Here is a 19,208-nt window from a genome sequence, read left to right as displayed (position 1 = left end):
GTACCGCTTCGTGCGCCTCCTACAGGAAGCGCCACAGGTGGTCGTCGGTCCGGCTGTCCTCGAACTGCACCACCTGCGCGCTGTCGGCGGTGGACATGCCGTCCACGCCCAGCACCAGCCCGCTGTTGCCGTTGCGGACCCGGAACCAGCCGTCGCCGTTGTCGATCAGATGCCAGTAGTGGTCCGCGGTTCCGTTGTCGTGGTACTGCTGCACCTGGACGCTGTCGGCCTGCGAGGCGCCCGCGACGGCCAGCAGCAGCCCGCTGTTGCGGTTCTTCACCGTGAAGCGGTTGTCGCCCACCTCGGTGAACTGCCAGTCGTGGTCGGCGGTTCCGTTGTCGGTGAACTGCACCACGTTCGCGCTGTCCGCGGTGGACATGCCGTCCACCCCCAGCACCTTGCCGCTGTTCTTGTTCTGCACCCGGTACCAGGTGCCGCCGTCCACGACCGCCTGACGAGCCGTCACATCCCATTGCAGGATGCCCGCGGACACCCCCGGCGCGAGCTGCGCCACCACCCGCACCGCCGCTGTCGTCACCGGCGTGAACGCCACGGAGTTGAAGCCGTCGAGCGCCGTGCCGTACGCGCCCGCGCCGGCCACCTGCTGCCAGGTCCCGTCGCCCGCCTGGTACTCCACATGCCAGGACGCCGGCACCCGGCACTGGCCGTGCCCCGTGTCGTCGTACCAGTAGACCGACGCGCCCGAGACCGTCACCGGCGCGGAGTAGCCGTACTGCACCCACTCGCTGCTGCCGGTGTGGTCCCACCAGGTGAACCGCGGATGCGACTGGTCGTAGGAACTGCTCGGCGTGTACGCGCTGTTGAGGGCGTTCACGGTGTCGCCGGAGAAGCACCAGGAAGCGGTGGGGGTGGCCGGCAGCTGCCAGGGGCGCCCGCCGGCGCCGACCGTCGGGAAGGAGGTGATGCGCAGCGCGGCAGCGCCCATCGGGATCAGCGTCACCGTGGTGGCCGGCTCCGAGGTGTCCACCGGGCTCGGCTGGAGCGTGGTCACCACGTCCTGGGTGTCCGCCTGCCAGTTGGGGATCGCCTTGGCCTGCGCGGTCATCGCCACCGGCGTGCCGTCCGGCGTGAACGGGTTGCCGCTCGCCCCGGTGCTGGTGGCCGTGAACGTGCCCGGCACCAGGCCGTAGTTCCACGCGGAGGTCGGGAAGACCTGGTACTCCGCCCAGTGCGAGGACGGGTCATTGTGCCGCAGGAAGTTCTGGCCGATCTGCAGCGCGTACGTCAGCGGGCCGCGGTGCACCGACAGCGAGTCGTGGTTCTGCGTCCAGGTGGTGGTGGCGACCGCCATCGGGAAGGTGACGGTGACCGTGTCGCCGCCGGTCCAGGTGCGGTTCACCGCCACGTACCCGGCGCCGCCGGACGCGCTCACCGAGGCGCCGTTGACCTTCACCGACGGGTTGTCGCACCAGGCCGGGACCCGCAGGTAGAGCGGGAAGGCGGCGCTGCCGGACATCGCCAGCGCCAGCGAGACGCTGTCGGTGAACGGGTAGTTCGTCGTCTCGGTGACCGTCACCGCGGTGCCGCCCGAGCCGACCTTCGCGGTCACCTTCGTCGGCGCGTAGAGCACCGCGGCCAGGCCGTTGTCCGCCGTCGCCAGCCAGGCGTTCTCGGTGAAGTACGCCCAGCCCTGGCCGTAGTTGTGCGGGCAGCAGCGGTACTTGTCCACGCCGAGCAGGTACGCCTGCATCGAGAAGGTGTTGTCGAACTGGTGCAGGGTCTTGTCGTAGTCGTCCAACTGCACCTGGTTGGCGGCGGTGGCGTAGTGCAGCGCGGTGTGCCCCGGCTCCATCGCGGCCGGCAGCGAGTTGAACGCCAGCGTCTCGGTGCCGTCGGCCCAGCTCGGGTCGCCGGTCATCCGCGCCATCGACTCGAAGCTCTGCATGTACTCGACGATCCCGCAGGTCTCGAAGCCCTGCCGCGGATCGCCGTACCCGGGACGGGCGTTCTCGTCCCCGGCGAACCCGCCGCCGCTGAACTGCCCGTAGGTGCCCTGGATCGTCGCGTAGTCCTGGTACGACGCCTGCGTCAGCGACGCGTCCCCGCGCAGCGCGGCGAAGGCCGGCTCGGTGAAGCCCTGCGCCAGGTTCACGTTGTGCAGCGACGGCAGGTTGTTCACGTAGTTCGCGCTGTACTGGTGGATCTTGTCGGCCAGGTCGAGCAGCATGCCGTCCCCGGTCCGGGCGAACAGCCAGTGCAGCGAGTTCAGTGTCGTCGCCCAACGCACCGAGCCCCAGCTCTGGTTGAACGCCGAGGCGCCGAAGGTGTTCTGGTAGCCGAAGAACTTCGTCAGGAACGGCACGATGCGGCTGTCGCCGGTGAACTCCTGATACGTGCACAGCGCCTGGAGCATCGGCATGAACGGCCAGAAGTCCGGGCCGCCGCCGAGCGAGGTGCGCAGCGACGTCGGGCCGAAGAAGCCGTCCGGCTGCCCGGTGGCCAGCACGCCGTTCACCCACGTGTCGGCCTTCGCGCGCAGGCCGGCGTCCCCGGTCACCCCGGCCAGACCCGTCAACCCCCGTACCCAGTAGGGCACTTCCTCCCAGCCGACCTGATCCGGGTGGAACCATCCGGTGCTGGAGGTGTCCAGGAAGTGCGACACCTCGTCGTAGCGGCCGGCTATCCCGTCGGCCTCCAGGGTGAGTTGCTGCGCCAGCCAGCCCGACGCGGTGACGCTGCCGGTGGGCAGCTTCAGGAACGGCGTGCGGGTCAGACCGGCGGGATACGGGTGGTACAGGCCGCCGCCGGAGGTGTCACCGACCAGCACCACCCCCGGACCGCCGCCGGCGGCGGCCCAGGAGGAGGTGACCATGCGGCCGGCGAACGCCACGGTGCCGAGGGCGACCGCGCCGCCGCGAAGGAAGGTACGACGATCCATGGACGTGCTCCCTGCTGTCGAGGTGGGGGGTGAGGGCGGCCCGGATCAGATCAGGCGCCAGAGGTGGTCGGTGGTGCCGTTGTCCGTCCACTGCGTGACCTGGGCCGCGTCGGCGGTGGAGGCACCGTCCACGGCGAGCAGCTTCCCCGACCGTACGTTCACGATCTTCGACCAGCCGTCGCCGTTGTCGACGATCCGCCAGACGTGGTCGGGCGTGCCGTTGTCCTGGTACTGCTGCACGTGCGCGCCGTCGTCCAGGCTCTGGTCGTGGACGGCCAGCACCTTCCCGCTGTTGCGGTTGGCGATCCGCACCGTGCCGTCGCCGTTGTCCAGCAACGTCCAGACGTGGTCGGCGGTGCCGTTGTCGGAGTACTGCGTGACCTCCGCGGAGTCCGCCAGCGACATGCCGGAAACGGCCAGCACCTTCCCGGAGTTCTGGTTCTGGATACGGCACCAGACCACCGTCGACGCGGCCGGCTGCAGTACCAGCGCGAACATCCCGCCGACCACCGGCCGGCACTGGAAGCCGCGCTGCGCCGCGCTCGCCACGGTGTACCAGTCGCTGAACGGCACCCGCTGCGGCGTGGTGTCGGCGAACCCGTACACCCCCTCGACCAGCGCGTCACGGGTGCCGCCGTGGTCGGCCAGCCACGCGGCCGTCCACAGCTCCCAGTCGCCCTTGGTGTAGTCGTTGCGCGGATCGAGGACCACGCCGTACCCGCCGGCCTGCGAGGCGTACCACGCCGCCTCCCGCGCGGCGGTGCCGGTCGGCACCAGGTCCAGGCCGAGCAGCCGGTCGGGGAAGCCGTTGTACTTCAGGCTCCAGGTGCCGTCCTGGTCGTAGGCGAGCTTGAGGTGCGCGCCGGAGGAGTCCGCGGCCAGCGTCGTCCACTGGCTGACGTAACCGCGCGCGACGGTCGCGTAGTGCGCGGCGTCGGAGCCGTTGCCCGCGGCAGTCGCCACCACGCCCATCGCGCCGATCCCGATGATGCCCTTCAACGCGAGGTTCGCGCTGTGCGCGATGAAGCCGGTGAAGTCGTCGGTCTGGTTCTGGAACCCCGGGTCGAGCGCGTTCGCCGTCAGGTACTCCGCCCACTGCCGCAGGATCGGGTAGTGGGCCGTGGCGAACGACGACGCGTCCGCGGCCGGCAGCCGCTGGATCAGCGCGGCCGCCATGATCAGCGTGTTCGCCGACTCCTCGACCGGCATGTCCTCCTCGTCGCCGTCGTTGTGCCCGGTGGCGTTGGGGTAGGAGGAGCCCAGGTCGTGCTCGGCGAACTCCTTGGGCCAGCCGCCGTGTTCGGGGTAGTCCAGCAGCGGCTCCAGCAGCAGCCGCAGGTAGTCGGGGGACAGGTACAGGTAGGCCGGGAACGCCGGGTAGACCAGGTCGATCGTCGACATGTTGCCGTCGGAGGAGATCTCCTTCAGGAACGCCCACGGGCTGCCGCCCTGGTCCACCAGCTCGGTGCCCGCCACCGCCTGCCGCACTGCCAGCGCGCACACCGCCGCGTAGTGCTCGCCGGTGGTGCCGCCGCCCACCGCCGCGGCCGCGTCGTCGTGCACGCGCTGGTCGAGCGCGGTCGCCGCCGACAGCGCCGCGGCGTGGTCGGCGTCGAACCACTGCACCATGTCCGTCCACGAGGACCAGTAGTGCGTCCACCACGGCTGCAACTGCGTGCCGAGGTAACTCACCGCCGGAGTACGGACATGCCCCAGCGTCGCGGTGAACTCCGCCGACGGCGTGCCGGGTTGGACCGTGCCGAAGTCGCGGTTCAGGCCGAGCACCGGCCAGCGGTCGCTGATCGCCCGCGGCTGCCCGCTGTCGACGGTCCCGGCCAACTGGCCGCCGCCCGCCGACGCGGCCCGCACCACCGTGTCCTGCCCGATCTGCCAGGTCACCCCGGAGCCGGTGGGCGCGGCGAGCACCAACTGCCCCCAGGACGCCTGGTCGCCGTTCTCCTGGAGCACGCCCGGTGTCGCCGGCTGCGCGGTGAGCACGGTCATCGCGCCGGCCTGCTGCTGTGCCCACGTGATCGGCGTGGAGGTGTCGCCGTGCACCCACTCGCCCGACACGTCCAGGTGCACGTCCACCGCGTGCGGCTGCCCGTCGCCGCTCTCGGCCCGCACGGTGACGTACGACAGCGGCACCGACTGGCGCCGCAGGTCGCCGAGGTCGACGGGGGAGAGGAACGTGACGGTCAACGTCACGCCGCCGCCGCTGAGTTGGTACACGGAACGGGTGGCGGTCAGTTCGAGCGAGACCTGCGTCATCGGTGTGAGGGCGGGACCGCCGGGCAGGTTGGGCGCGCCGGCGAAGACGTAGGCGGCGCCGTCGATCCGGGCCAGGCCGCACAGCGCGGTGACGTGGCCGGTCCAGAAGGTGGACCAGGTGCCGGCGAGGTTGTCGGCGGGCAGCCAGGTCGAGAGGTAGGGCGAACGTACTGCCAGCGGCACGGCGGGCGGACGCAGCGGCGCGAACGTGGAGGCGGGCGCGGCGGCTGCCGCGTGCGCGCCGAGCGGGGCCGCGCCGGGTGCGGCGGCGGTGGCGGCCGCGGCGGTGCCTGCGGTCAGCCAGCCTCCGGTCGCGGCGGCCGCGGTCAACGCGCCCGCCCACGCGAGGAGTTCACGGCGTCCGGGGTGGGGGGACCGGGTGTCGTCGGAGGTCACGGTGATCCGTTTCTGCGGGAGGGCGCGGAAGTGGGGGGACGGAGGTGGGGGCACGGAGGAGCACGGAGGTGGGGGGCACGGGACACGCGGAGGGGTGCGCACCGGCCGCTGAGGCCCGGCGTCGTGCTGTTCCAACGTTGCAAAGAAGGGCGCCAACCGGCATGACAGCACTTGAGGTTGGGCCTGTCCATACCCCGCGCAGAAGTCGCCCCGGACGTCTACGCCGTGAGCAGGCGTCACCTCAGCATCACCGCACGTCCGCGCGGGTGCGGTCGCGCGCCGCGGCGAGCGGCGGTCCGGCGGTTTACAACGTGCGCAAAAGCGGGCCCGCGCGGCCGGTGGGCGCCGCCGCCCGGCTCCGGGCTTCGTGCGGCCCTGCGGCCATGGAGTCGTGCCGTCGTGCCCTCGTGCCGCCGTGCCGCCGTGCCGCCGTGCCGCGTGACGGTGCCGGGCGGCTCCCCGGCGCGTCTGCCCGCCGCGAGGTGCCGCCCCCGCCGCGGCGGCCCCGGCCGCGACCTGCGCGGCGACCCCCGCTGTGACCCCTGCCGGGGCGGCCCGGGAATTCGCACGGTTCCGTTGACAAGCGTCGGGCTCACCCCTTTTGCTTGCCCTTGTCGCCGGGCTCCCAGGGGGTCCGGGGTCCCGCAGGGCGAACGATGAGGACTATCCATTTCCGGTGCGGACGGCGTATAGTTTGACAACGTTGTCACGCGGGTGGCGACGGCAGCGTGGTGTGGGGCTGGACGCTGCCCTCATGACCCGTGGGCGGGGCCGATGTCAGGCGGCTCCGCCCACGATTTTCCGGGGCTCCGCGGTAGCCGCGGGTGTTCCGGAGTTCCGGTGTTCCGGTGGGGGCCTGGCGTCACCGCACCCGCTCGGAGAGGAAGTCCTCCCAGCTCCGGGTGCCCTTGTCGGCGTCGAGGTCGAGGTTGTCGCCGGCGCGGTAGGCGCGGCCGGGGCCGCCGGGGACGCGCACGGGGAGCATCGGGCGGCGCTTGCCGCGGGCCTGGAGGTAGCCGCGGGTCAGATCCGCCATCGTGTACACGCGCGGGCCGGCCAGGCCGGCGACGGCCAGCCGCGCCCGGCGCCGGGTACGGGGCGGCACGGCGGCCGAGTCGCCGTCCGAGGCCGAAGCGGCCGCGCGGGCCGGTCAACGGCGGGTGGTCGAGGCGTTCCTGGCCGCTGCCCGCGGCGGCGACCTCCAGGCGCTGGTCGAGCTGCTCGACCCGGAGGTGGTGCTGCGCGCGGACCGCCAGGTGGTGCCGACGCCCGAGCCCGTCGTCCTGCACGGGGCGCGGCACGTCTCCCAGGGGGCGTTCGCGGCGGCGGCCCGGGTGGCGTTCAGCGCGCCGGCGCTCGTCAACGGCTCGGTGGGGCTGGTGATGGCGCCGCTCGGCCGGCTCGTGCTGGCGCTCGCGTTCACCGTCGACGGCGGCCGGATCACCGCGATCGACGTCGTCGCGGACCCGGACCGCCTGCGCGACATCCGGTTCGGGGTCCTGGAGGGGTAGGCCGTGCCGGGGAAATCCCTTGCCGGCGGCCGGTCGGACGGGGCACTCTCGTGCCCGCGGGGCTCTGCGCGTGGGGCTCGCCTCCGGGCATACTTGGACCACCCGTTCAGCCTGGGACAGGGATTCCTGGGCTACCCGCATCCGTCCGAGCACCCGGTGATCGGGTTCCGGGGAGACCGGGCGGACTACCTCCGGAGGCACCGGCCGGCGGCTACCCGGCGGGTGGCCGACTCCGTGTGGCAGCGAGACGTGCTCACGCTGGACGGCTGGTGGATCGAGCCGAACGGGGCCGCGGTGCACGGCTCCTGCGGTCCCCTGGGCTGCGGCCACACCGCGCCGCCGGTCGGGCCGGACACCGAAAGTTACCTCGCCGCGCTGCCGGGCGACACCGTGCTGGTGCGGCTGCGCGGCCACTGCTGACGTCGGGCGGCCGGCCCGGCCCCGCCGGCCTCGCTCTCGCCGGCCTTGTCCGCCGGCCCGCGAGCGTCGACATCGGCGGCCGGGGCGCCGGGTGAGGCGCACCGGACACCGGCCGTAGTTCTGGGCCCCGTTCGCGGCAGTAGCCTGCGACGATGGAACACCTCAGCGATGTGCCCGAGGATCGTGCCCAGCCCGCCGACCCGGTCGTGGTGAACGACTACGACAGCTTCGCCGAGGCGTACGCCGCGGAGAACGAGGACAACCTCGCGAACGCGTACTACGAGCGGCCCGCGATCCTGGATCTCGCCGGAGAGGTGGCCGGCCGCCGGATACTGGACGCCGGCTGCGGCTCGGGGCCCCTGTCCGCCGCACTGCGCGAGCGCGGCGCCCTCGTCACCGGCATCGACTCCAGTGCCGGGATGCTCGCGCTGGCCAGGCGGCGGCTGGGCGACGACGCGGCCCTGCGCGTGGTCGATCTGGCCGGCCCGCTGCCGTTCGCCGACGGCGCGTTCGACGACGTGGTCGCGTCCTTGGTCCTGCACTACCTGGAGGACTGGGGGCCGACGCTGGCCGAGATACGGCGAGTGCTCGGGCCCGGCGGCCGGCTGATCGCGTCGGTGGACCACCCGTTCGTCGCCTACACGCATCGGGAGCCGCGACCCGACTACTTCGCGAGCGGCGTGTACTCCTTCACCTGGGTGCTCGGCGGGCAGCCCGCCCCGATGAGGCTCTGGCGCAAGCCGCTGCACGCCATGACCGACGCCTTCACCGCCGCCGGCTTCCGGCTGTCCGTCATCAGCGAGCCGCAGCCCGACCCGGCCGGCCGCGAACTGTTCCCCGACGGCTTCCAGGGCCTTTCGACCACGCCCGGCTTCCTGTTCTTCGTCGTCGAGGTGCCGTGACGCGAGGTGCCGTGACCCGAGGCGACCTGACGCGGAGGCGACCTGATGCGGAGGTGACGTGATGCGGAGGCGACGTGACGTCCGAATCGTGCCAGCGTCCGCGCCTCCACCCGAGCAGCATGATCCACGAACCGCCCGGAACAGCAGAGGAGCAGGGGCAATCGTGGATCTGGAACTTGTGGACCGAGTCGCCGTCGTCACCGGCGCGTCGAAGGGCATCGGGCTCGCCGTCACGCGGTCGTTGCTGGCGGAGGGTGCGAAGGTGGCGGCGGTCTCCCGCCGGACGTCGCCGGAACTGGAGGAACTCGCGGGGCCCGGCCTCCTCCACGTGCCGGCCGATCTGATGGACCCGCGGGCGCCGGGCCGGGTCGTGGACCGCGCGGTCGGGCACTTCGGCGGGCTGGACATCCTGGTGAACAACGCGGGCGGGCCGCCGCCCGGGATCGCGATGCCCCGCACGGGGTTCTTCGACGGCGACGACGCCGAGTGGCAGGCAATCTTCGAGTTCAACCTGTTCTCGGTCGTACGCATGATCCGCGCCGCGATTCCGCGGTTGGTCGAGCGCGGCGGCGGCTCGGTCGTCAACGTCTCCACCGGGATGGCCCGGCAGCCCGCCAGCGTCAACATCGAGTACGGAGCCGCGAAGGCCGGGCTGTCCAACCTCACGAAGGTGCTGTCGGAGGAGTTCGGTCCCCGGGGAATCCGGTTCAACACGGTCTCCCCGGGTGCGGTGCGGACCGCGTGGTGGACGGAGAAGGGAGGAGCCGCGGACATCATCGCGGGCATGGCCGGCGCCGACCGTGACGCCGTCATGGAGACCGTGGCCCCGCAGATGATGGGGCAGCTGACGGGACGCCTGATCGATCCGCGGGAGGTCGCCGACGCCGTGCTGCTGCTGGCGTCGCCGCGGTCGGCCAGCACGATCGGTGCCGACTTCGCGGTGGACGCGGGGTTCCACAAGAGCGTCTGACGGAAGCGGCCGCCCCCGCCGCCTTTCGGGTCGCGGGTGCTGATCGAGGGCGATTGCCGGGCACGGTGAACGGCTCCGGAGGCTGGGGGAGTCGTTGCTCCTTGCGGGGCGCGGAGCTGGGCGGGAGCCGGTTCCCGGGGGCGAGTCGAGGCGTGATCATTGCGCCCCTACGACGTAGGCGGGTGCCCTGCGAGCCCCCGGCCCTTCGCGCATGCCTTGCGTGAGTGGCGTCCCGTCAACGTTGGCATGCGTCGGGCGATGTGGAAGCTTCATCCGTTCTCTCTGATATGCCAGAGTCGGCGGAAGTTGCAGAATCCGACCCCATCGGCCGATAGAGTGCCAGGTCAGAAACTGTGCTCCCCGCGCCCGCGGGGATGGTCCCCAGCGCGGTCAACTCCAGGTGCTGGGCAACCGGTGCTCCCCGCGCCCGCGGGGATGGTCCCCTGTCGGGGAACGTGGCGTTGCGCGGCTTCGGCGGCGAGTCCGGCCTCATCGAAGTAGGTGATCCACTCGGGTTCGTCGCCCTCGTGGCGTCGCTCCAGGTGCCGGGTGGACTCGACGAGTGCTTGCTCGCACGCCTTGCGGTGGCCGGTACGGGCCAGCGCTCTCGCCTCCATCGCGTGGAACTGTGCCATGAGCGTCGGCGTCGCGACTCCGGAGATCCCCATCCGGGTGGCGCGAGCGAGGGTGGCCGCTTGCGTGAACTGCCCGAGGAACGTGGCCTGGTGGCTCGTCGCGGACAGCACGCTGCCGGCGAGGCGCCGCTTGCCGCTGTCCTGGGCGAAGCGGAGTGCCTGGAGGAAATAGCGCTGCGCCAGCCCGTGGTGGCAGGCGTCGTAGGACATCCACCCGGCGAGGAGGGTGAGTTCGGCGACGGTCGAGAACAGAGCACGGCCGGTGGCGTCGTTGTAGCGGCCGCGCAGCAGCGGCGCCACGTCGCAGCTGAGGTACTGGATCACCGCGTGCCGCGCGTGCTCGCCGCCGAACTGGTCGTCCAGACGGGCGAACGCGTCACCGGTCGACTTGATCACCGCGACATCCGTGAGTCCGATGCGGCGCGCGCTCGACGCGTGGTCGCCGGACAGGGGTGCGGGCTCGGGAGCGACAAGCCAGCGCAAGGAGGCGTCGCTCCAAGCCGGTTGGGACGGAGGCGAGGCGAGCAGGGGCTCGTAGCCGTGGAGATCGGCTCGCCACAGGTGGCTGACAGCGCTGATCGTGGCGTCGGGTGAGAGTGGGTACCGCACGTCGAGCAGCGCGGCATCCTGGCTGCCGTGCCGCGGCAATCCCATTTCCTCCGAGCCGAGTTCGAGGGCTGCCGCGAGCAAGGCGCCGTAGAAGCCTTCGGCAACGCTGGGCCCGTTCTCCCAGCTCGCGATCCGCCGCTTCACACTCGCGTCGGAAGGGAACGCTTGGCGTGATCACCGTCAGACGGCTGCCGCGAGCCGCATCTGGCCGCGCACGTACGAAGACCTCGCACCCAGCGAAGTGGCTGGTGGCGGGGTCTTTCGGCACTTCCTGCGGAGTGCCCCCGGCAGGATTCGAACCTGCGCACACGGCTCCGGAGGCTGGGGGGACGGGGCGCGAGGAGTTCCGTATGGCAGGTGGGGGTGGCCCGGTTATGTGGGCTCGCTGGAGGGTTGGGCCGGTGCGGACGGTGGGCCGAACTCCGCGGCGAGCGTGTCGCGCAGGGCCTCGCTGAACGCCTCGCTCGGCGCGGGGCGCCGTGACTCGGCCGCTGCTGCGGGGAGTTGGTCCGTGGGGGCGACCCAGGCGGCGTGGCCGTCGGGGCGGACCAGGACGGCGGTGGCGCCGGGCAGCGCGTCGGGGGCGGTGGTGGCCGCGGTGACGCGGTCGGACCAGCCGGCGATGGCCGCGCGCAACGGTTCGGCGAGCGGGCCCGGGGCCAGCAGCAGCACGCCGCGTCCGGTGCGCGCGAGCAGGTCGAACAACCCTGCCGGGGCCGCGGGCACGTCGGGCACGGCGCGGCCGTCCCAGGCGTGACCGGAGGGGTGCCGTACCGGATAGCGCGTGCCGACCGCGGTGATCGTCTCGGCGAGCGGTCCGGCCGTCGCCGGCGCGGTGGCGAGTTCGGCGAGCAGGTCCCGTACGGGCACCAACTCCTCGTCGTCCCGGCCGAGTACGGCCTGCGCGCGGGTGTCGCGGATCAACCGGGCGCCGGCGGCGTGGCGTTCGGCGTGGTACGCGTCGAGGACGCCGTCGTCGGCCAGGTCCCGGGCGGCGAGCGCGAGACGCCAGCCGAGCGCCATCGCGTCGTCGATGGCGGCGTTGACGCCGATCGCGCCGGCCGGGGGATGGATGTGCGCGGCGTCCCCGGCGAGGAACACCCTTCCGTGCCGCAGGCGTTCGGCCAGCCGGGCGGCATCGCCGAACCGGGTGAGCCAGCGGGCCTCGGCGATCGCGGCGGGTCGGCCGAGCGCGTGGTCCACCGCCGCTTGGAAGCGGGGGAGCGTGACAGGGTCGTCGCGGTCGGCGGGCGGCTGGGGGTCCGCGGTGATCAGCCGTACGTATCCGGGGCGCGGAATGGCGAAGACGGCGCCGCCCGGTCCGGTGCTCACGCCGAACGGCAGGTCGGCACCGTCCGCGAGGATGACGTCGCCCAGCAGCGTGAACCGGCGCGACGGTGTGCCGGGGAACGCGATGCCCGCGAGTCGGCGGACGGTGCTGCGGCCGCCGTCGCACCCCGCGAGGAAGCGGCACCGCCAGGTCGCCGGGCCGCCCGGGGCCGTGGTCTCGACGGTCACGCCGCCGGCGTCCTGCCGAAGGCCGGTGACGCGGTGGCCGCGCAGGATCGGCACGCCGAGTTCCGCGGCCCGGGCGGTGAGCAGTTCCTCGACGCGGGTCTGCGGTATGCCCAGGACGTACGGGTGCCGGCAGTCCATCGCCGCGAGGTCGAGCCGGGCGCCGCCGACGAACACCGTCGAGGTGACGGTCGGCCCCTCGGCGAGGAAGCGGTCCACCAGGCCGCGCCGGTCGAGCAGTTCGAGGCTGCGGGCGTTGAGGTTGAAGCCCCGGCAGAAGGGCGGCGGCGTCGTGTCCCGTTCGAGTACGGTCACGGGCACTCCGGCCAGGGCCAGTTCGCAGGCCACGGTCAGTCCGGCCGGGCCGGCGCCCACGACGAGCACCGCGGTGCGCGACTCCGGTCCGGTAGCGGCGGTGTTGATGGCGGTGGCGGTGGCGGTGGCGGTGTTGGTGGTGGTGGCCGCTTCCGTGGCCGCCGGCGCCTGAGGGGTCTCACGCATCCGGTGCCACCTCCGGCCACTCCAGGGTGCCGTCCTCGATCTCGGCGGCGACGCGTTCGACCCAGGCGAGTTCGGCGCGGGCGATCGCCTGGGCGTACTCCGCCTCGATGACGAACAGGCGTGGCGCACCGTGTTCTTCGCGGGCGGCGCGGTGTGCGGCCTCGCGCGCGTCCACCTGGGCGCGGAGCGCGGTGGCCCGGGCCCGCAGCGCGTCGGCGGCGCGTTCGGGTCCGAGGGCGCCGAGGTAGCTGACGGCGGACAGGAACCGGGGGAACTCCTGGACCGGTTCGCGGATCAGCTCGTCCAGCCACTCGGTGAAGTGCCCGCGGCCTTGCGGGGTGTGGCGGTAGACCGTGCGGGCCGGGCGGGCGCCGACCTGTTCGGTGCCGTCCGCCTCGATCCAGCCGTCGCGGACGAGCCCGCGCACGGTGTCGTAGAGCGAGCCGGTGGTCAGCTTGAAGTACTGGTCCAACTGCCGCGCGCGCAGTTCCACCGCCATCGCGTGCGGATGCATCGGCTGCTCCAGCAGCAGCCCGAGCAGCGCCAGGGCCAGCGGGTTCGCCGGTCGTTTGGCCGTCATCGGCGCCCTTCCCGTCGTGGTCACGTGGCCCGCCGGACGCTCAGCGCGGACCCGGACGCGGTCGATGTCCATTGATCGTATCCGATTAGTCGGAACCGACTATACGCCCGGTTCGGCTGGAGACGTGCCTGCCCGCCCTCGGAACCCGCGGGAATCGGTGGCCCGCCGCCGTACGGTTCCGCCACCCTGCGAGGATGGCCGTCTTCCATCTGGTGCAGCACGCGGAGAAAGAACGCCGGCCCGGGGACCCGGGGTTGACCGGGCGGGGACGGGCGCGGGCCGCCCGGAACGCCGGCCGGCTGCGGAAGGTCGGGCTGCGCGCGATCGTCAGCAGCCCGCTGCGGCGAGCCCGCGAGACCGCCTCCTTCCTCGCCGCCGCCACCGGTCTGGAGGTCCGGGAGGACGCCCGCCTGCGCGAGCGGATGAACTGGGACGGGGTTCAGCCGCTGGAAGCCTTCCTGGCGGACTGGGCCGCCTCGGTGCGGGACCGGGACCACGTGCCCGACCGCGGTGACTCCTTCCGCGCCACCGCGGCGCGGATGCGCGCGTGCCTGCTGGAACCGGCGGAGGCGGCTGAACTGTCGGCGCGGGCCGAGCCGTTCGAGTCTGCCGACGCCGAGCCCGGCCCGATCGCCGTCGTGACGCATGGCGGCGCCACCGTGGACTTGCTGCGTACGCTGTTCGGCGACCACGCGGTGCCGGCCGCGCTGATGGACGCCGGCGTGCCCTCCTGCGCGATCACCACGCTCGACGTCGTCCCTGCCGTTTCCGGCATCCGCGCCGCCCCCGCCTTCTCCGTCGTCCAGATCGCGTCCGTCGCGCATCTGGAGTGATCCGGGCGGGCGGCCCTTCGGGGCGGGCGGTCAGCCGAACTGGCGGAAGTGGCTGCGGCGTCCGTCGTGGTCGAAGACGCCCATGATCTCGGCCGGGCCGCCGTGCGCGCCGAAGGCGTGCGGGACCATCGTGGAGAACTCGGCGGCCTGGCCCGACTCCACGATGATCGTGCGCTCGCCGAGCAGGAGCATCAGGGTTCCGGACAGCACGGTGAACCAGTCCCGGCCCGGATGGACCCGCAGCACGTCGGTGCCGCGCCGGACCGGCCGGGTGATCCGCATCTTCACGACCGTGGTGCCGTTCGCGCCCGGCTCGCGGCTCAGCATCCAGGTGGTGACGCCCCGATCGGCGTTGTGCTGCGGCCTGATCACCACGTCGCCGTCGTCGGCGGACTCCACCAGCATGTCGATGCTGGCCCCCAACGCCCTTGAGATCGCGTCGAGTTGCTCCAGAGTGATCCGCCGGTGCCCGGTCTCGATCCGGCTCAGGCTGGACGGGCTCAGCTCGCACCGCGCCGCGAGGTCGTCGAGCGACCAGCCCAGGGACGTCCGCAGCCCCCTGATCCGCTGCCGTACGAGGACATCGAGCCCGTGACCGTCTTGCGCCATACGCAAGAGGATATGTCGTCCCCGCAATCCGTACGTAGGGTCGGCGGCATGGCAGGCCACCAGCACCCCGAAAGCCACCCGGACCAGCACCGCCACCGAGACCAGCACCGCCACGCGGACCCGCACGCGCACGCGCACGCGCACGGCCACCATGCCGGCGGCGGCGGCGGTGCGGGCGGATCGGGCAGCGGGGACGGAGGGGACGACGAAGCAGCCCTCGCCGACATGCTCGACCTCGACGCCGAGGTCCTCGCCGCGTACCTGTCCGACCTCACCGCCTGGATCGCCGAACCCGCCGAACCCGCCGAACCCGCCGTACCCGACGGCATCGCGGAATCCCCCGCGCCCCCCGGCGCCTCCCCGGCCACGCGCCGCATCGTCGACGTGGGCAGCGGCACCGGCGCCGGCACCTTCGCGTTGCTGCGGCGGTTCGACGGCGCCGAGGTCACCGCGCTGGACCGCTCGCCGTACATGCTCGGCCGGCTGCGGGACCGGGCCCGCGAACTCGGCGTGGCCGACCGGGTCCGTACGATCGAGGCCGACCTCGACGAGAGGTGGCCGGACGCGGGCCCGGCCGACCTGGTGTGGGCGTCGGCGTCCCTGCACCACATGGCCGATCCCGACCGCGCGCTCGCCGAGGCCGCGGCCCTGCTTCGCCCCGGCGGGCTGCTCGCGGCCGTCGAGCTGGACTCCTTCCCGCTCTTCCTGCCCGACGACATCGGCCTCGGCCGGCCCGGCCTGGAAGCGCGCTGCCGCACGGCGATGGACGAGCGCCGGGCCCACGACGTGCCGCACATGGGCGACGACTGGGGCGCCCGCCTGACCGCGGCCGGCTTCACCGTCCGCGCCGAACGGCACTTCACCATCGACCTCGCGCCGCCGCTCCCCGCCGCCACCGGCCGCTACGCCCACGCCGTACTGGGCCGCACCCGCGACCACCTCGACGGCGCGCTCGACGCCGACGACCTGGCCGTCCTCGCCACGCTCCTCGACGGCGACGGCCCCGACGCGCTCCTGCGCCGCGGCGACCTCACCGTCCGCACCACCCGCACCGTCTGGCTGGCGGAGCGCGGTCAGGACCCCGTCCCGGCGCCCTGACCGGACTGTCGGCGGCCGCCGCTACGATCCCTCCCGATGGCGGGCCGCTCGGCCTGCGGCGGGGGGACGGGGACCACATGGCAGCGGGATCGGGATCGGCATCGGGCGCGGGACCGGGTGGGGGCCGGGACGGGGGTTCCGGGCGGGCCCCGGCGGAAGAGGAAGTGCGGCGCTGCCGGGCGCTCCTGGTCGCCGGGGACCTCCCGCACGCCGCCTTCCACCTCGGCCGGGCGCTGTTCCACGACCCGGGCCTCGCATCGGCGTACACCGTGCTCGGCGAGATCGTGGTGGCCGCCGGATCGTCCGAGGCGGCGCGGGAGCTGTTCAAGGGTGACGGCACCACGGTCTTCCCGGGGAACGCGGCGGCGATCATCGCGCTGATCGCCGAGGAGGGGCGGGTGCCCGACGCGGTGGAGCTGCTCGCTTCCGCGGTCGCCGTCCACCCCGAGCGGCCCTGGGCCGCGGCGCCCTGGTTCAGCCCGGAGCTCGGCGGCTCGCTGCCGCTTCCGGCGGTCGGCGGCGCGGTCAGCGCCGTCTGGGGGGCCGTCGAGGACCCGGCGCCGCCCGAGGTCGCGCCGGCCCTGACCCCGTGGCTGGCGCTGGCCCGCAAGGCGGCGGCCCGGCCGGACTGCGACGCGGGTGGTCTGCGCGCCTTCTCCGCGCTGGCCAGACGGCTCGGGGCGCACCAGGAAGCGGTCACCTGGTGCCTGCGGGCCGAGGAACGCGAGGTACAGGCCGACGGCCGGGCGACTCAACCCACTCTGATCCTGCTCGGCTCCGCCCACCGCGGCGCCGGGCAGCCGGAGCGTGCGATCGAGGTGTGGAAGCGGGCCGTCGCGCTTGCGCCCGGCAACGCCGACGTCCTGCTCGACCTCGCGGACATCACGCTCGACCAGGGTGACGTCGCGCAGTCGTTGCGCTGGGCCGAACGCGCGGTGGCGGCCGGACCCTCGGCGGCCGACCCGTCGGGCGCCAAGTACCGCGCGGCGGTTCTCGCGGCCCGGTACCGCGCCGGCCGGAAGACCCGAAGCGGCGGCGACACCGCGCAGTTGACGACCCTGATCGATCTCGCCGTGGCCCATCCGGAGGTGGGCTACCTCCGCACCTGCGTGGAGCGCGCCTGCGAAGACGGCACGTGGCTGCGGATCGTCCCCCCGCCGACCGAAGCCGTCTGCCGCGCCTACGGGTACCTGGCCGGGATCGAGGAGTCGCACGGCCGGGTGACCGGCGCCACGGCGACGGCGACGGCCCTCGAAGCGCCGACGCCGACAGCCCTCTACCGTGCCCGCTTTCCCGCGCCCACGACGACTCTGGCGCGCTGGCCGCAACCGGACCCGCGCCTTCCCGTCCGTACGGACTTCGGCCCGCCGCTGTGGAGTTACCGGGGCACCGAGCCCGTCGCGGCCGCGGCACCGCCCTCGCCGGCGGCGGTCGCCCTCGTCCACCAGGTCGCCGTCGGCATCTGGGCCGAGCCGCTGATCGCGTACGACCGCGCCGCGGCCTTCGCCGAGCTGGACCGCGCCGACCTGCTGGGCCTGCTCGCCCACATGCCGCCGCCGCGGGACCCGAACTGGAGGGAGCTCCAGCGCGAGCACCCGCTGTACTGGGAGCGGTTCGCCCAGGTGTGGGTGTGCGTCGGCATCCTGCACCAACGACCGGAGGAGCCGTGGGCCGGCTCCACCCGGCGCGCCCTGCTGCTGAGCCTGCTGTTCGGGCCCGACGACTGGACCGTCGACGCGGCCGCGTTCGCCCTGTGCGTCGCCGCGTGGCGCGACCCCGAACAGCGCGCGGAGATCGCCGAAGCCGTCGCCCGGCGCTACCAGGAGGCCGCCGCGGCGCTCGGCAAGCGGCCCACCGGACTCCACGACCCGCTCGCCGCACTGGTGTTGATCTGCCCGGGCATCGATCCCGAGGTGGCGCGCCGCGCGCGGCGGAACCTCCGGGCGACCCCGTGGACGAGGCCCGCGAGGGCGCTGTTCGGGAAGCGGCCGCGGCGTAAGAGCGGGTAGTGCGGGAGCGGGTGCGGGGGCAGAGCGAGCGCGGGAGCCGGTGGCGGTATTGAATGCATCTAATCGGAGTACGGTGGGCCCGCTCGTCCGTACCCCTCTCGGTTGCGGCGGGTATGGGGGCGTACGTCCGGCGCGAGGCTTGACGTCCGCCGGGGCCGGCCCTAGGGTCGGCGACGTGGGTTGAATAGTTTCAATCGGTCGATGCGTCGCGCGGGAGCCACGCTGTGCACCCTTCCGGGCCCGCCGCGGCCCGGCTGGCGGCGCTGGACCCGGGTGGGGGTCGCCCTCTGGTGCGGCGGGGCCGAGTGAACTGTTTCAATGGGGAAACCTCCGACCCGTTCAGTACATTGCGGTCCGGCGGTGCGGAGAGCCCCTTTGAGGAGAACATGGTGCGAATGGTCGGGATCAAGGACGTGGCGCGGCAGGCCGGCGTGTCGGTGGGCACGGTGTCCAACGTGATCAACCGTCCCGACCTGGTCTCCGAGGAGACCAGGGACCGCGTGCAGAGCGTCATCAAGCAACTCGGCTATGTCCGCAGCGAGTCGGCCCGCCAGTTGCGGGCCGGCCAGAGCCGGATCATGGCGCTGCTCGTCCTCGACATGGGCAACCCGTTCTTCGTGGACGTCGCGCGCGGCGCGGAGTCCGCGGCCCGCGAGGCGGGGCTGGGCGTGATGCTCTGCAACAGCGGCCAGAGCGCCTCCGAGGAGGCGACGTACGTCTCGCTCTTCGCGGAGCAGCGGGTGCGCGGGGTGCTGCTCACCCCGGCCGACCCGACCGGCGCCAGCCTGGACCTGCTCCGGCAGCAGAACGTGCCGTTCGTCCTGGTGGACCGGGGCACCGGCGAGGCCGAGGGGTGCTCGGTGTCGGTCGACGACACGATCGGGGGCGCGCTGGCCGGCCGCCACCTGGTCTCCGCCGGGCACCGCACCATCGCCTACATCAGCGGGCCGCCGCACCTGCAGCAGGTCAAGGACCGCCGGGTCGGCATGCTCCAGGCCCTCGCCGAGGCCGGGCTCGGCCCCGAGGCGCTGCTGGAGATCCCCGCGCAGCGGCTCGACGTCGCCGCCGGCCGCGACGCCGCCTCCCGGCTGCTCGGCCTCGCCCAGCGCCCCACCGCGGTGTTCTGCGCCAACGACCTGCTCGCCCTCGGCGTCCTTCAGGTCGTCTACGCCGCCGGTATCGCCGTCCCGCGCGACCTGGCGATCGTCGGCTACGACGACATCGAGTTCGCCGCGGCCGCGGTCGTCCCCCTCACCTCCGTACGGCAGCCGGCCGCCGAGATGGGCCGGATGGCCGCGGAACTCCTGCTGGAGGAGACCGGACCCCGCGCCGCCCAGCACCAGCACCAACGTGCCGTCCTGCTCCCCGAGTTGGTCGTCCGCGGCTCCAGCCTGCCGGTGCGGTGAGCGAGCGCGGCAGCGGCTGGGTCCCGGCGCGGGGGAGCGCGTGA

Annotated in this window: 15 protein-coding genes; 8 read left to right on the top strand and 7 right to left on the bottom strand. The window is 73.4% G+C overall.

The genetic code is table 11. The annotated features are described in order from the left end of the window. Positions 1 to 19: 19 nt before the first annotated feature. The 3 genes from OG370_RS04730 to OG370_RS04720 form a co-directional block, all read right to left on the bottom strand. On the bottom strand, positions 20 to 2,899 hold the full coding sequence (locus OG370_RS04730; protein ID WP_328460900.1) for an RICIN domain-containing protein: 2,880 nt from the start codon (positions 2,897 to 2,899) through the stop codon (positions 20 to 22). A 45-nt stretch (positions 2,900 to 2,944) separates the two neighbouring features. Further along, complete coding sequence (locus OG370_RS04725; protein WP_328460898.1) at positions 2,945 to 5,566, bottom strand: glutaminase domain-containing protein; 2,622 nt, start codon at positions 5,564 to 5,566, stop codon at positions 2,945 to 2,947. 862 nt (positions 5,567 to 6,428) lie between these two features. Then, the gene (locus OG370_RS04720) at positions 6,429 to 6,602 is read right to left on the bottom strand and encodes a hypothetical protein (protein ID WP_328460896.1); all 174 of its coding nucleotides are present in this window, start codon (positions 6,600 to 6,602) and stop codon (positions 6,429 to 6,431) included. 1 nt (position 6,603) lies between these two features. Between OG370_RS04720 and OG370_RS04715 the strand changes: the two genes are divergently transcribed. The 4 genes from OG370_RS04715 (at position 6,604) to OG370_RS04700 (ending at position 9,369) form a co-directional block, all read left to right on the top strand. Next, positions 6,604 to 7,077: a hypothetical protein gene (locus OG370_RS04715; RefSeq protein ID WP_328460894.1), complete on the top strand. Its 474-nt coding sequence runs from the start codon at positions 6,604 to 6,606 to the stop codon at positions 7,075 to 7,077. Positions 7,078 to 7,311: 234 nt separating this feature from the next. Beyond that, positions 7,312 to 7,497 carry a hypothetical protein gene (locus OG370_RS04710; protein ID WP_328460892.1) on the top strand — a complete coding sequence of 62 codons (186 nt, stop codon included), beginning with the start codon at positions 7,312 to 7,314 and terminating at the stop codon, positions 7,495 to 7,497. Between the two features lie 152 nt (positions 7,498 to 7,649). Beyond that, a complete protein-coding gene (locus tag OG370_RS04705) occupies positions 7,650 to 8,399 on the top strand; it encodes a class I SAM-dependent methyltransferase (RefSeq protein WP_328460890.1) in 750 nt (249 codons plus the stop codon). 163 nt (positions 8,400 to 8,562) lie between these two features. After that, on the top strand, positions 8,563 to 9,369 hold the full coding sequence (locus OG370_RS04700) for an SDR family NAD(P)-dependent oxidoreductase (protein WP_328460888.1): 807 nt from the start codon (positions 8,563 to 8,565) through the stop codon (positions 9,367 to 9,369). A 344-nt stretch (positions 9,370 to 9,713) separates the two neighbouring features. Here OG370_RS04700 and OG370_RS04695 read toward each other — a convergent pair whose 3' ends face one another. The 3 genes from OG370_RS04695 to OG370_RS04685 form a co-directional block, all read right to left on the bottom strand. Then, positions 9,714 to 10,757, bottom strand: a complete 1,044-nt coding sequence (locus OG370_RS04695; protein WP_328460886.1) for a hypothetical protein — start codon at positions 10,755 to 10,757, stop codon at positions 9,714 to 9,716. A 228-nt stretch (positions 10,758 to 10,985) separates the two neighbouring features. Then, positions 10,986 to 12,629, bottom strand: coding sequence for an FAD-dependent monooxygenase (locus tag OG370_RS04690; RefSeq protein WP_328460884.1), 1,644 nt, complete (start codon positions 12,627 to 12,629; stop codon positions 10,986 to 10,988). Next, positions 12,622 to 13,209, bottom strand: a complete 588-nt coding sequence (locus OG370_RS04685; protein ID WP_328460882.1) for a PadR family transcriptional regulator — start codon at positions 13,207 to 13,209, stop codon at positions 12,622 to 12,624. The genes OG370_RS04690 and OG370_RS04685 overlap by 8 nt, the downstream gene beginning before the upstream one ends. A 194-nt stretch (positions 13,210 to 13,403) precedes the next feature. Here OG370_RS04685 and OG370_RS04680 point away from each other — a divergent pair, with 194 nt between their 5' ends. Further along, a complete protein-coding gene (locus OG370_RS04680) occupies positions 13,404 to 14,042 on the top strand; it encodes a histidine phosphatase family protein (RefSeq protein WP_328460880.1) in 639 nt (212 codons plus the stop codon). A 30-nt stretch (positions 14,043 to 14,072) separates the two neighbouring features. On the opposite strand, the gene OG370_RS04675 is transcribed toward OG370_RS04680, so the two are convergent. Next, positions 14,073 to 14,651, bottom strand: coding sequence for a helix-turn-helix domain-containing protein (locus tag OG370_RS04675; RefSeq protein ID WP_328460878.1), 579 nt, complete (start codon positions 14,649 to 14,651; stop codon positions 14,073 to 14,075). Between the two features lie 48 nt (positions 14,652 to 14,699). Between OG370_RS04675 and OG370_RS04670 the strand changes: the two genes are divergently transcribed. The 3 genes from OG370_RS04670 (at position 14,700) to OG370_RS04660 (ending at position 19,164) form a co-directional block, all read left to right on the top strand. Continuing rightward, positions 14,700 to 15,749 (top strand): class I SAM-dependent methyltransferase, encoded by a 1,050-nt coding sequence (locus OG370_RS04670; RefSeq protein WP_328460876.1) that lies wholly within the window; start codon positions 14,700 to 14,702, stop codon positions 15,747 to 15,749. A 164-nt stretch (positions 15,750 to 15,913) separates the two neighbouring features. Continuing rightward, complete coding sequence (locus OG370_RS04665; protein WP_328460874.1) at positions 15,914 to 17,758, top strand: tetratricopeptide repeat protein; 1,845 nt, start codon at positions 15,914 to 15,916, stop codon at positions 17,756 to 17,758. A gap of 386 nt (positions 17,759 to 18,144) precedes the next feature. After that, positions 18,145 to 19,164: a LacI family DNA-binding transcriptional regulator gene (locus OG370_RS04660; RefSeq protein WP_328460872.1), complete on the top strand. Its 1,020-nt coding sequence runs from the start codon at positions 18,145 to 18,147 to the stop codon at positions 19,162 to 19,164. Positions 19,165 to 19,208 lie beyond the last annotated feature (44 nt).

It is taken from the genome of Streptomyces sp. NBC_00448, from assembly GCF_036014115.1.
Lineage (GTDB): Bacteria > Actinomycetota > Actinomycetes > Streptomycetales > Streptomycetaceae > Actinacidiphila.
This window is presented reverse-complemented; position numbering and strand designations above follow the sequence as displayed.

Excerpts from the sequence above, each read along its gene's own strand:
- OG370_RS04670 (WP_328460876.1), top strand. The coding sequence starts at position 14,700 with ATGGCAGGCCACCAGCACCCCGAAAGCCACCCGGACCAGCACCGCCAC.
- OG370_RS04675 (WP_328460878.1), bottom strand. The coding sequence starts at position 14,651 with ATGGCGCAAGACGGTCACGGGCTCGATGTCCTCGTACGGCAGCGGATC.
- OG370_RS04680 (WP_328460880.1), top strand. The coding sequence starts at position 13,404 with ATGGCCGTCTTCCATCTGGTGCAGCACGCGGAGAAAGAACGCCGGCCC.
- OG370_RS04720 (WP_328460896.1), bottom strand. The coding sequence starts at position 6,602 with ATGGCGGATCTGACCCGCGGCTACCTCCAGGCCCGCGGCAAGCGCCGC.
- OG370_RS04690 (WP_328460884.1), bottom strand. The coding sequence starts at position 12,629 with ATGCGTGAGACCCCTCAGGCGCCGGCGGCCACGGAAGCGGCCACCACC.
- OG370_RS04685 (WP_328460882.1), bottom strand. The coding sequence starts at position 13,209 with ATGACGGCCAAACGACCGGCGAACCCGCTGGCCCTGGCGCTGCTCGGG.
- OG370_RS04660 (WP_328460872.1), top strand. The coding sequence starts at position 18,145 with ATGGTGCGAATGGTCGGGATCAAGGACGTGGCGCGGCAGGCCGGCGTG.
- OG370_RS04705 (WP_328460890.1), top strand. The coding sequence starts at position 7,650 with ATGGAACACCTCAGCGATGTGCCCGAGGATCGTGCCCAGCCCGCCGAC.
- OG370_RS04730 (WP_328460900.1), bottom strand. The coding sequence starts at position 2,899 with ATGGATCGTCGTACCTTCCTTCGCGGCGGCGCGGTCGCCCTCGGCACC.